Here is a 12,473-nt window from a genome sequence, read left to right on the forward strand (position 1 = left end):
AACTTATTTTCCTATAATTTTTTGTTCTAATGCTTCCAAAACCTCTTCAGGAGTTGGGATAATTCCTCCATATCGTCCAAAATGTTCAACAGGAACTTTACCATTAACAGCGAGTCGAACATCTTCAACCATCTGACCAGCACTCATCTCAACAGAGAGAATCCCTTTCACTTGGCCTAACATTTCTTGAATTGCCTTAGTAGGATATGGGAATAAAGTAATTGGACGTATCAAACCTATTTTAATTCCTTTTTCACGTCCAAGTTCCACTGCTTTTTGAGATATACGTGCACTTGAACCATATGCAATAAATAAGTATTCCGCATCATCGCAGTTAATTTTCTCAAAACGAACTTCATTTTCTTCCATTGCACGATATTTCGCTTGCAATTTATGGTTGAATTGTTCTTGTCTTGCAGAATCTAGATCAAGTGAGGTAGAAATATTTCTTTCTCGATCTGATTTTTTTCCTGTAGTAGCCCAAGAACCAGAAATTTCTTGAATTTCTTCGTCAGTCCATCTAGGTTTATAATCAGAAAGTTCAACTTTTTCCATCATTTGTCCAATAGCACCATCAGACAATATCAAGGCTGGATTTCTATATTTAAATGCAAGTTCAAAACCTAAACCCACAAAATCATTCATTTCCTGCACAGATGCAGGAGCCAGTACGATTAATTTATAGTCGCCATGACCACCACCTTTTACAGATTGAAAATAGTCTGATTGAGCAGGTTGAATAGTACCTAAACCCGGACCGGCTCTAACAACGTTAACAACTAAAGCAGGTAATTCCGCTCCAGCCAAATATGTAATTCCTTCTTGCTTCAAGCTTATTCCAGGGCTTGAAGAGGAAGTCATAATTTTTTTACCACATGAGGCACCACCATATACCATATTTATAGCAGCAACTTCACTTTCTGCCTGGAGAACTACCATACCGGTTTGTTCCCAAGGTTGACGAGCCATAAGGGTCTCCATAACTTCAGACTGAGGTGTAATTGGATATCCAAAGTATCCATCGCATCCACAACGAATAGCTGCTTCTGCAATTACCTCATTACCTTTCATTAAACGAACATCTCCCATTACAAATATTTTAATAAATTTTTCAGATTTAGTACTTACTACCAGATATTCTAGCTTGCCTTAGTTCTATACACTGTAATTACAGTATCTGGACACACTAATCCACAGCTTGAACACCCAATACATGCATCAGGATTAGCCATGTAGGCATAATGATAGCCTTTTGCATTTACATCTCTTGCAAGTTCAATAACCCCGGTAGGACAAGCTACAACGCAAAGGCTACAGCCTTTACATTTTTCGGTTTCAACTACAATAGCACCTTTAAATTTTGCCATAGCATTTATAATTAAAAATTAATTGTTATTCACACAATAAAGGTAACAATTCAAAAGCAATTTTCCTGTTTTTGCTTTCAATTTATCACACATCTAAAATAACTGAACACCAACTCTTTACAAAGTCAAAATTAAATTTACACTCAATCTAAATAGAACAATCCATTTAGGATTAAGTTCTTAGATAATCTAATCATGATTTTGAAGTAATTGATGATGTTTTGCAAACTGTTTCAACCTGAATTCTAATTCAGGTAATTGATCTCGGGAAATTTGAGAAACACAAGCTCTTAATCCTTCCTTTAAACTACCTGTCTCATTCAAACAGATTGCTGATATTCCATAGTATAGCAATTTCTTATTTAATTCAGAACCAGAAATACCAGGATAAGAAACAGTAAAATAAAATCCATCTGCTAATGGTTTATTTACATCAGTATCATAAACCAAATCAAAGCCATTATCAAGAAACATTTGCTTCATAATCTTAGCTCTTTCACCATATTCCTTCACATCTTTAATAAAATCGAAACTGCCTTCATTTACTGCTTTTAACATTGCATACAATGCATATTGAGCAGAATGCGAAGTTCCTGAAGAAAGTGCGTAAATAATACGATAAATTATGGTGTACCCGAACTCCTCCGAACCAAATCGCTCTTTTAGATTTTCAAATCTCCTTTTGTACAATGCATCTGAAATGCAGAGTAAACCAATACGCTGACCAGCATAACTAAACACTTTAGAACTTGATATCATTAATACATAGTTCTTGGTATAATTTGCAACTGTTGGTTGATAGGGAGCAATTCCGGGTTTGCTCAAATCTGAACGGAAATCCATAGCAAAATAAGCCAAATCCTCAATAACAATTGTATCGTATTGATTAGCTAATTCTCCAATAATCTGTAATTCATCTTCATTCAAACAAATCCATGCTGGGTTATTAGGATTAGAATATATGATTCCAGCAATATTATCCACTGCTAAGAATTCATTCAATTTCTCTCTTAATTTCGATCCTCTGTAATTATAAACGTCAAAAGAAATATATTTTTGTCCCAAAACATCGAGCTGTGTTTTTTGAACGGGGAAACCAGGATCAATAAATAATATAGTATCCTTCTTTTTAGTACAGGCTGCAATTGCCATAAAAGCAGCATATCCACCTTGCATAGAACCGACAGTTGGAACAACACCTTCTGACTTAAGATCTATATTCATGAAATTTTTAATGAACTTAGAAGCTTCATTTTTCAAAGGCTTTATTCCTTCCAACATAGGATAAGCCGAAGCAACACCATTTTCAAGTGCTTCTTTTTCTGCTTCAATTCCAACTCTTGCAGGTTTTAGTCCAGGAACCCCCATTTCCATTCTAATGAATTTCTCACCACTTTCCTCTTCGATAAGATTAACTACTCGTACTACATCTCGAATGGTAGCATTAGCCATATCATCAATTTCACAATAGTTCAATTTCTGATCTACTATTTTAGCATTTATTGGTGTACTTTCCATTATAATTTCATTTGATTACAGCTTTTAACCAGAAAATAAAGATATCAAGTTTTAATTCTAATAGCATCTTTTCCATCTGACTTACTAATTCTATGCAATTTTACGAAATTTGATAACAATTTGAAACAGTTATAGCTTATTTTGTTGCAATCTAAACAAAGTAATCGTTTTAAAGATATCAAATCATTACACAGCAGGCGAAATCACACAAAAAAAAGGCTAACCTAAAACGGTCAGCCTTAAAATATTTCAAAACTCATATCATTTTTCAAACTCTGGAAGTATAATCTCTAACCATTTGCTTACTCTTTTATCAGTAAGATCGGATTCAAAATCCTCATCTAATGGTAATCCAACAAATTCTCCATCATCAAAAGCACGAGATTCATTAAACTCATAACCATCACCGCTTACTTTTCCAATTAAATTACCGCCTGTTTGCTCTATAATCTGAGCTAAATCTCCCATAGAATCAACAAAGAAATCTGCGTAAGCTATATGATCTCCTAATCCAAATATCGCTATTTTTTTCCCTTTAAGATCCAGACCTTTTAGTTTCGGCAAGAAATTATCCCAATCATTACCTGAATTATCTGACGACCAGTTATGCTTACCAAGTGTAGACAATCCCAATATAATGCAGGAATAACTCGATAAAAGCTCAGCATCGGCATCTTTCACTTTATGCAATGTAAAAAGAGAACTATCAATTTTTGAAGCGATAACTTTAGCAACATTTTCCACATTCCCACCTTCAGGTCCATAAAACAATCCAATTTTACTCATAGCAAAGGATATTAATTATTAGTGAATTATTTAAGTTCTATTATTTTCAAAACTATTCAAACATTCGATCCTTTCAGATTAACAAAGGACTCGACACAATGAAATTAGCTTCTACAAAGTTAAAATTATTTAGAACTTTTCAAACTTGCGATAGCAAGTAAAACACCTAAAACAATACCTAATAATGCTGCAAATAGAACTTGAAAATCTGGAGGTAATAAAAACGTAATAGTGTGGGCAGGGATCCAGAAAATCGGAATCGTCTTCTTAAAAACAAAATTCCATTGAACTCCCCAATCCAGTTTCTGAAAAATCTCCGAAAACTTAATAGGTTTTAAAAAACCAGCAAGAGTTCCGCCATTATCAATAATATGAATATCGGTAATTTTATGCAAGGTCATCATTACTGGAGCATAAATTATATTCATACATGCACTGATGGAAAAAGCAACAAGTAGCTTATTTAATGAAAATGGATTTTTCATTACCATGGCAGCATTATGCAATCCCATATAGGACAAAAACATTGGCGTTCCTGTTGCGAAAATTACAAATGCCAGCTTTATGCTTAAACCTAAAAAACCCCATACTATAGCTCTTGGCATAATGCCAAATCCTTTCTGATAATAATTTCCCGTTCTGATTCGCAATCCAATCACCTCCCCAAGGGTAGCTAAAATCGCAAATTTAATAAAGCTGGTTATCATACCATGAGCTTTATTAAAATCAATATAATAATCGAAAACTGATTGAGAAATAAAAAAAGGGAGAAACAATACAATTACTCCCAATAAAAATAATAGATCCTTTTTTTTCATAAAATTACGTTTACATCATTCCAATATAACTGGAAGCAAATGATATTAGACAAATAGCATGAGCTGTTACTCATGCTATTATTTCTATTTTTCTACTTGTTCTGTATAGTTTTGAAAACCTTTAAAAAATCCTTTCTTCACCTCTTTCCATTTTATAGCAATTCCAATTAATAGAATTACCACAAAACTGATCATCAACTTCTCATTTAAACTCAGATCTTTTAATTTTCTCATGACAATTTATTTTTCAATTCGGATTCTAGCATCTACAGCAACCACAGCATCTTTATTTCCAAGTAATGGATTCAAATCCATTTCAAAGATCTCTGGTGCAACTTTCATAAGTGCCGCAACTCTAGTGATAGCATCAGCAAATTTATCTTCATTTACTGGATCTTGCCCACGCACACCCTTAATTATTCCATAAGATTTTAAACTATGAATCATTTCTACAGCTTCTTCGTTAGCAATTGGAGCCAAAGCCGCTTGCACATCTTTCAAAACTTCTATAAAAATCCCTCCCAGACCACACAATACCATATGGCCAAATTTATCTTCTCTTTTAGCACCTATAAACACCTCTGTACCACTATGCTGCGAACACATCAAAACTGCGTATGTATCCTTGATTTTCATTAAACGATCAAATTCTGAAATTACTGTTTCTTCATTCATCACATTTAATACAACTCCACCTACATCCGACTTATGAATTGGACCAACCACTTTCATAACTAACGGATAACCAATTTCTTTTGCAAGAACCTTAGCTGCTCCTAATGTATCAACGATACCTTCTTTTGATCTATCTATTCCTGCCGAATCTAAAAGCATATGAATCTTTTCAGGCGCCAAATAACCATTTTCTGATTCATCGATTACTCTTCGGATGGTTTTCATATCCATTTCAGGCAAATCTATCTTTTCTGATTGAGGTTTAGGAGTATTATACACTTTAGAAAGTGCGTTTCCAAAAACCACTTCATCTGGAAAATTAATTCGCCCTTTTGCCAAAAAATGTTCTATTTCATCTTTCACATTCACCACAGAAGGTAAAATAGGATAGATTGGTTTCCTGCAAACTTTCATTTTTTCGTCAAGCAAATCATAAACATCGTAAACAGGGAATAATCCAGGACTTCCAAAGATTACTGCCATAGCATCTATATCCTCGAAATCGTTCTCACATGCATCAATAATATCACCAAGTTGCTCTGCTGTTCCAGTAGCTAAAAAATCAATTGGATTCGCCACCGATGAGCCATCATATAATTTAGCCAATAAGGAATTTGCCTTTTCCCCATCGATATGAGGAACATCCAGACCATTATTTGAAAGTGCATCAGTAAGCATAACAGCAGGACCACCTGCATGTGTAATCACAGCAATATTTTTCCCTTTAAGTTCGGGATGCATAAACACAGAAGCGACTGTAGCCAACTCATCTCGTCCATAACATCTTACAATGCCAGCCTTTTTAAACAAAGCATCTACAGCAACATCAGAACTTGCCAGTGCACCGGTATGGGAAGATGCAGCGCGACTTCCAGCTTCTGACCCACCAGATTTGACCGCAGCAATTTTACAGCCTTTACGTATTAAAGAAGCGGCATGTTTTAATAACATTTCCGGTTTATCAATATTTTCGATATACAAAAGCTTTACCTTGCTACTGGTTTTCGGATCGAAACTTTCATCTAAATATTTCAATATTTCCTCTACCCCCATTTGAGCAGAGTTGCCAACCGAATATACACTTGAAAATGATAGTCCTTTTGGCACTCCTGATTCCATAATAAAAACAGCAGTAGCCCCTGATCCTGAAATAAAATCACATCCTTTTGGATCCAAACTTGGAATTGGAGTGGTGAATACTCCATTATAATTTGAATTTAAAACACCTATACAATTTGGTCCTATTAAAGAACCTCCAACAGAATTAACAATATTAATAATTTCCTTTTCCAACTTGGCTCCTTCCTCATTTTCTTCGCTGAAACCAGCTGAAAGGATGATAAACGCTCGTGTATTTTTTTCCTCTGCCAATAATTGAATAGTAGAAGGACAATATTTGGCCGCAATAGCTAATATTGCCAAATCTACCTGAGGTAATTCTTTGGGATTCTTAAAAGATGCTATTCCTTGCACCTGATCCATTTTAGGATTAGCTACATATAATTTACCTTTAAAATCTCCATCAATAAGATTTTTTAGAACTTTACCTCCTGGTTTTTGAACGTCGTCGGAACCTCCAACTACAACGATACTCTTTGGATTTAGTAACTGGGTGTTTATCATGTTTGTTGTTTTAATTTTGCTATTTTCCGACAAATATAGTAATAATCTAAACTCACCAATTCCATTTTTAAATCAAACTGTAAGTAAAATTAATTTTATCACCTATAATTGGCAATTTAGATTTTTTCTAAGCAAATTTCATTTCAATCGATTGCAAACAATTAATTTCAGATTTTAAAGTGCAATTATCCAATTTAGATTTACTCAAGACAAAAGCTAAATTTTTATCAGTAATTTTAAGCCGAATTAAAGCGACTATTCAAAATGACTAAAAGTATTGGACAAATACTAAAACAGGAACATTTTACCCAAAAGGACATTGTTCAATTGTTAAAATCATCGAAAGAGGATGAAAAGATTTTATTCACAAAATCATCCGAAATAAAACTAAAATATATTGGCAAATATGTTTATTTCAGAGGCTTAATAGAATTCTCGAACCTCTGTAAGAAGGATTGTTTGTATTGTGGAATTCGTGCTGGAAACCAAAATGTAAACCGTTACGACATAGCTAATGAACAAATTTTAAAAGCTGCAAAATTTGCTTACGACAATAAATATGGTTCTCTTGTTTTGCAATCAGGAGAGAGATCAGACAAAATTTTTGTAGATAGAATTTCGGAATTACTTAAAGAGATAAAATCCCTTAGTAATAATGAATTAGGTATTACTATCTCCCTAGGAGAACAATCAGAAGAGACCTATCAAAAATGGTTTGATTGTGGTGCCCATCGATATTTACTTAGAATTGAGTCAAGTAACAAAGAACTATACCAAAAGATACATCCTAATAACAAGGATCACTCTTTTGAGAAGAGAATGAGTTGTCTGAAGAATCTTCAGAAAATAGGCTACCAAACCGGAACAGGTGTGATGATAGGTCTGCCTTTTCAAACATACGAGGATTTAGCTAATGATCTTTTATTCATGAAGGAATTTGATATTGATATGGTAGGAATGGGTCCATTTATTGAACACAGCGAAACACCTTTATATCAATACAAGGATCAATTAATGAATTTGAATGATCGTTTCCGGCTAACATTACGAATGATTGCTGTGTTAAGAATCATGATGAAAGATATTAATATTGCATCCGCAACAGCATTACAGGCAATCGATCCTTTAGGAAGAGAAAAAGCACTTCGAATTGGCGCAAATATAATAATGCCCAACATAACACCTACTGCAGAAAGAGCAAACTATCTTTTATATCAGAATAAACCCTGTATTGATGAAGGAGCTGATGATTGCACCAATTGTATGGAGGCAAGAATCAATATGGCAGATGGCGAAATAGGTTATAGACAATGGGGAGATTCGCTACACTTTGGTAAACGACAACAAAAGTAACTTTGATGCCCTTTATAAATCCGTCTATTCATAAAACAATGCTAACATAACACAAATTGACAAACTCCATTAACAAAGAGATTTAGCATCTACATTTACCTTTTAAATCCTCTAAAAAAATTGTACCTTAAAAACAATTTGTAAGGTGAATTTAGAAAAAAATGGTTTATGAGTAAATTGGGGTATGTGTGGTTCTGTGTTTCTTTAATTATTCTGTCCAATTTTAGTTCCATTGCTCAACAATATAGTTTCAAAAATTATTCGCTTGAAGAGGGGCTTCCTCAGTCAGAAGTTTTCTCTCTTATTCAGGATAAGAAAGGAAATTTATGGCTTGGCACAAATGGTGGTGGGATTTCCAGATTTAACGGACAGACTTTTGTTAATTATAACAAAAGAAATGGCTTAGCGGATAATAATATCAGGGCGCTACTTCAGGATAGTAAGGAAAATTTATGGATAGGAACCAGTATTGGAATTTCCAGTTTTAATGGGGTTTCATTTCGAAATTACAATCGGAATGATAGTCTGCCTAATGCTATCTATTTCCAAATTGCAGAGGATCAGGAAGGAAGAATTTGGACTTTTGGTGTTAATCAAAAGTCCAGATACCTCATGTATCAAAAAAGAGGGAGATTTGTAAATTTTCTTACAGAACATTCGGAAATAGAGGAAAACAATCAAGTCTTTGGCATTTTTATGACACATGAAGGCGAACTCTTTATTATAACTCAAAATACACTTTACTCCTTCTTCAAAAATAAACTCACCAAATCAAATTATAATAATATACCTGAATTTCAAGGGCAAATAATTGCCCCAGCACTTCAAGATACCACAAATCAATTGTGGTTTAGGAACTTTGTGCCTGGGTTTGGAACTCAAATATTCAAAATGCAAAATGGGAAACCATCCAGAATAAATTTACCAAGCTCTATTTCACCACTTAATCTGGGAAATATCACGCTAGACTCCGATCAGAGATTATGGATCAGTATATTGGGAGCGGGTGTACTGGTAATTAACGGCAAGAAATCCGTGCTTATTGATGAAGGTAAAGGTCTCGTTAACCCTTATGTGAATTCAATAATTGAGGATCGGGAGGGTAATATTTGGTTAACAACCAATGGAAATGGACTCATTAAATATGGCAACAACAAATTTCTTTCACTTGATTTTACAAAAACTATAGGTGGTGATATTGTTCGTGCGATCATCCAGGATTCTAAGGGAAATTATTGGTTTGCCATTGGCGGCAAAGGAGTGATTCGATACAATAAGAAAAAGCAAGATGTCTTTACCGCTCAAAATCACAGAGGATTAATCAATGTAAGAGACTTTTTGGAATTGCCAAACGGTAATATTTTAATGGCAAGCTTTAATGGATTGCTAGAATTTAATGGCATTAACTTTAAAGATGTTTCTCAAAAATATGGCTTACCAACTGGTTCAGGAGTTTTTGACATGGAATTAAAGCATGGTGAGTTATGGATTGCTACGCAGGCAAATGGAGTAATCCATTACGATAAGAAAAATAGGAGAACCGTGATTAATACTCAAAATAATGCACTAAAAGTTAATCGGATTACAAAGATTTTTATTGATTCCAAAAAACGAGCATGGTTTGCAAATTTCCAAGGTGTATCTATGTATGATGGTACAAAAGTTGTTAATTATGATGAAACTAATGGACTCAACAATAAATGGGTAATGCAGGTTAGTGAAGATACCTTAGGTAGAATATGGGTTGCAACTTTTAGTGGCGGTATTAATATATGGGATGGAAGAAAATGGACATATCTAACCTCCGAAAATGGGTTAAGTTCTGATATTGCTTATTCAATACTTACTGATAAAGATGGAGCTATTTGGGTGGGTGCTCAAAATGGTGTAGATCATATTAATTATAGCTCATCGGGGCAAATTACTTCAATTAAAAATTACAATAAATTTGATGGTTTTATTGGTATTGAGAACAACGGAGCATGTAATTATATAGATTCCAAACAAAATTTATGGTTCGGAACCATCAAAGGTGCCATGATGTTTAATCCATCTAAAGATCAAATTAATCCAAATCCACCCATTATTCAATTAACAGATATTAAACTTTTCTTTAAAAAAGTAAATTGGAGAGATGAAAAATATAGTCAGTGTTTGTGTGGCGTAAATCCATGGTTTCCACTTCCACAGGATCTACAGCTAACTCACGACATGCATCATTTAACTTTTAAATTTGAGGCTTTAAGCTACAAAGCTCCGGAAAAAGTTAAATATCAATGGAAATTGGAAGGTTTGGATCAGAATTGGTCTCCTGTTAGCTCTAAGAAAGAAGCAACCTATTCCAGAATTCCTCCGGGAGAATACACTTTTAAGATTAAAGCCTCAAACAGCGATGGTGTATGGACTCCCAATGCATACGAATATCACTTTCTGATACTTCCGCCTTGGTATAATACTTGGTGGGCTATAAGTTTGGGTATTGTATTTGTATTCTTATCTGTCTATTTGATGGTACAAATTCGCATACGAAACATTCAGCAGAAAAAAATAGAATTAGAAGATTTGGTTGAATTGAAGACCCATAAAATCAGTTCGCAGAAATCTGAAATTGAATCACAAAACGGCGAATTGGAGAGACAGAAAGGTGAAATAGTTCGACAATCAAAACGCCTGCAAAAATCATATATGAACCTTATTCATTTAAATGATATTGGAAAAATGATAACTGCAAATTTATCTGTTGAAAAAATAATCGATGCGGTTTATGAATCGGTTAATGAATTAATGGATGCTTCTATTTTCGGAATTGGAATTTATCAGAAAGAAAAAAAATCTCTATTATTCCCACGCATAAAAGAAGAAGGAGCAAATCTAGATTCCGTTGAATTTAAATTAGAAGACGAATCACGACTTGCAGTGTATTGCTATAATAGCAAAAAAGAGGTTTTCATTACTGATTTGGAAAACGAATACCACAAGTATATCACCAAACTCATCCCTGTGGAGAAGACAAGAACTCCTAAATCTGTAATTTACCTGCCTCTACGTGTAAAAAATAAAATTATTGGTGTAATTACAGTTCAAAGCTTTGTAAAACATGCATATCAGGAATATCATTTATCCTTACTGCAAAATATAGGTGTATATGCCAGCATCGCTATTGAAAATGCTCAGTCTTTCCAGAAAATTGAGTTTCAAAGCAAACGGCTGCAAAAAGCAAATAAAAATATAAGAACTCAAAAAGAAGAAATTGAACAAAAAAACACAGAACTGACGGATCTCAATCAGGAAAAAAATCATTTAATTGGCATCATTGCTCATGATTTAAAAAATCCGCTTACATCTACAATTTCCATCACAGAGTATTTAAAAGATAAGTTGAAGCATAATAATCATTCGGAGGATTTTGAGAATGTGAGCTTCATGCTTAACTCTCTTCATCGAATGAATAACATGATCAGTAATATTTTGGATATAGGAATGATTGAATCAAATGCGATTCATTTACAATTAGAGAAAACAAATCTAAAGAAATTAATGGAAGTAGTAAACTTAAATTTTAAGGATCACTTAAAGAAAAAACAACTAAGCCTAAAAATTGATGCACATGATACTTATGCCTTAGTTGATCCAAATTACATGACTCAAGTGTACGAAAACTTAATTTCAAATGCTATAAAATACTCCCCTAGCAATAAAAAAATACAGGTGAAAATATGGGAAGAAGGTGAAATAATCAGATCAGTTGTCAGTGATCAAGGGCCAGGTATCTCTAAAGAAGAACAGAAAAAACTTTTCGGAAAATTCCAGGTTTTGAGTACAAAACCAACGGGAGGAGAAAAATCAACAGGTTTGGGTTTATCCATTGTTAAAAAATATGTAGATGCTATGAATGGTAAAGTTTGGTGTGAAAGCGAACCTGGAAATGGTGCGAACTTCTTTATAGATATTAAGAAAGCAGTATAAACTATCACTAAAAATTTCAAAAGAAAAGCCCGATTTTAAATCGGGCTTTTTTTTCAGCTATGATTGAAAAAACATATGTTGAATTTCAACACCTTCAATCATGTAAATTTCTTTCTCAAACCGGTTCATATCCTCTTCATTTCCTACCACCTGAATAAATATCAATCCATAAGGATAATTTTGCCGGTCTTCCACATCGTAAATTCCTAGTCTAGTCTTGATGGAATTCACATAACGAGCAAGGATTTTCTGAATACATCCATCTTCTTTTTCCTTGTCCCTAATCAGAATACCAAAGATTCGAATTGTTGAGGAAATCATAGTAAAGAATTTTGAGTAACATTACAGATTTGCAATAAGTTACAAA

General features: G+C 33.8%; 10 protein-coding genes. 2 read left to right on the forward strand and 8 right to left on the reverse strand.

Features of this window, described 5'->3' with window-relative positions; all coding sequences use genetic code 11:
- Positions 1–3 precede the first annotated feature (3 nt).
- The 7 genes from DLK05_RS07245 to DLK05_RS07270 form a co-directional block, all read right to left on the reverse strand.
- Positions 4–1,089 carry a 3-methyl-2-oxobutanoate dehydrogenase subunit VorB gene (locus tag DLK05_RS07245; RefSeq protein WP_127343344.1) on the reverse strand — a complete coding sequence of 362 codons (1,086 nt, stop codon included), beginning with the start codon at positions 1,087–1,089 and terminating at the stop codon, positions 4–6.
- 50 nt (positions 1,090–1,139) lie between these two features.
- Complete coding sequence (locus DLK05_RS07250; protein WP_127343345.1) at positions 1,140–1,367, reverse strand: 4Fe-4S binding protein; 228 nt, start codon at positions 1,365–1,367, stop codon at positions 1,140–1,142.
- 189 nt (positions 1,368–1,556) lie between these two features.
- Complete coding sequence (locus DLK05_RS07255) at positions 1,557–2,885, reverse strand: aminotransferase class I/II-fold pyridoxal phosphate-dependent enzyme (protein WP_127343346.1); 1,329 nt, start codon at positions 2,883–2,885, stop codon at positions 1,557–1,559.
- A 261-nt stretch (positions 2,886–3,146) separates the two neighbouring features.
- A complete protein-coding gene (locus tag DLK05_RS07260) occupies positions 3,147–3,671 on the reverse strand; it encodes a flavodoxin (RefSeq protein WP_127343347.1) in 525 nt (174 codons plus the stop codon).
- 125 nt (positions 3,672–3,796) lie between these two features.
- Complete coding sequence (locus DLK05_RS07265; protein ID WP_127343348.1) at positions 3,797–4,489, reverse strand: hypothetical protein; 693 nt, start codon at positions 4,487–4,489, stop codon at positions 3,797–3,799.
- Positions 4,490–4,573: 84 nt separating this feature from the next.
- Entirely contained in the window at positions 4,574–4,723 is a 150-nt protein-coding gene (locus DLK05_RS17490; RefSeq protein ID WP_209319772.1) for a hypothetical protein, read from the reverse strand.
- A gap of 6 nt (positions 4,724–4,729) precedes the next feature.
- Positions 4,730–6,787 carry an acetate--CoA ligase family protein gene (locus tag DLK05_RS07270; protein ID WP_127343349.1) on the reverse strand — a complete coding sequence of 686 codons (2,058 nt, stop codon included), beginning with the start codon at positions 6,785–6,787 and terminating at the stop codon, positions 4,730–4,732.
- A gap of 264 nt (positions 6,788–7,051) precedes the next feature.
- Between DLK05_RS07270 and hydE the strand changes: the two genes are divergently transcribed.
- Positions 7,052–8,140: a [FeFe] hydrogenase H-cluster radical SAM maturase HydE gene (gene hydE / locus DLK05_RS07275; protein ID WP_127343350.1), complete on the forward strand. Its 1,089-nt coding sequence runs from the start codon at positions 7,052–7,054 to the stop codon at positions 8,138–8,140.
- Between the two features lie 168 nt (positions 8,141–8,308).
- Positions 8,309–12,106 (forward strand): sensor histidine kinase, encoded by a 3,798-nt coding sequence (locus tag DLK05_RS07280; protein WP_127343351.1) that lies wholly within the window; start codon positions 8,309–8,311, stop codon positions 12,104–12,106.
- Between the two features lie 57 nt (positions 12,107–12,163).
- Here the strand turns inward: DLK05_RS07280 and DLK05_RS07285 are convergent, their stop codons facing one another.
- Positions 12,164–12,427 (reverse strand): hypothetical protein, encoded by a 264-nt coding sequence (locus tag DLK05_RS07285; RefSeq protein ID WP_127343352.1) that lies wholly within the window; start codon positions 12,425–12,427, stop codon positions 12,164–12,166.
- Between the last annotated feature and the right edge of the window lie 46 nt (positions 12,428–12,473).

It is taken from the genome of Ancylomarina longa (genome assembly GCF_003996985.1).
Classification (GTDB): Bacteria; Bacteroidota; Bacteroidia; order Bacteroidales; family Marinifilaceae; genus Ancylomarina_A; species Ancylomarina_A longa.

Coding starts and splice junctions, on each gene's coding strand:
- DLK05_RS07260 (WP_127343347.1), bottom strand. CDS start 3,671: ATGAGTAAAATTGGATTGTTTTATGGACCTGAAGGTGGGAATGTGGAA.
- DLK05_RS07245 (WP_127343344.1), bottom strand. CDS start 1,089: ATGGGAGATGTTCGTTTAATGAAAGGTAATGAGGTAATTGCAGAAGCA.
- DLK05_RS17490 (WP_209319772.1), bottom strand. CDS start 4,723: ATGAGAAAATTAAAAGATCTGAGTTTAAATGAGAAGTTGATGATCAGT.
- hydE (WP_127343350.1), top strand. CDS start 7,052: ATGACTAAAAGTATTGGACAAATACTAAAACAGGAACATTTTACCCAA.
- DLK05_RS07255 (WP_127343346.1), bottom strand. CDS start 2,885: ATGGAAAGTACACCAATAAATGCTAAAATAGTAGATCAGAAATTGAAC.
- DLK05_RS07285 (WP_127343352.1), bottom strand. CDS start 12,427: ATGATTTCCTCAACAATTCGAATCTTTGGTATTCTGATTAGGGACAAG.
- DLK05_RS07265 (WP_127343348.1), bottom strand. CDS start 4,489: ATGAAAAAAAAGGATCTATTATTTTTATTGGGAGTAATTGTATTGTTT.
- DLK05_RS07270 (WP_127343349.1), bottom strand. CDS start 6,787: ATGATAAACACCCAGTTACTAAATCCAAAGAGTATCGTTGTAGTTGGA.
- DLK05_RS07280 (WP_127343351.1), top strand. CDS start 8,309: ATGAGTAAATTGGGGTATGTGTGGTTCTGTGTTTCTTTAATTATTCTG.
- DLK05_RS07250 (WP_127343345.1), bottom strand. CDS start 1,367: ATGGCAAAATTTAAAGGTGCTATTGTAGTTGAAACCGAAAAATGTAAA.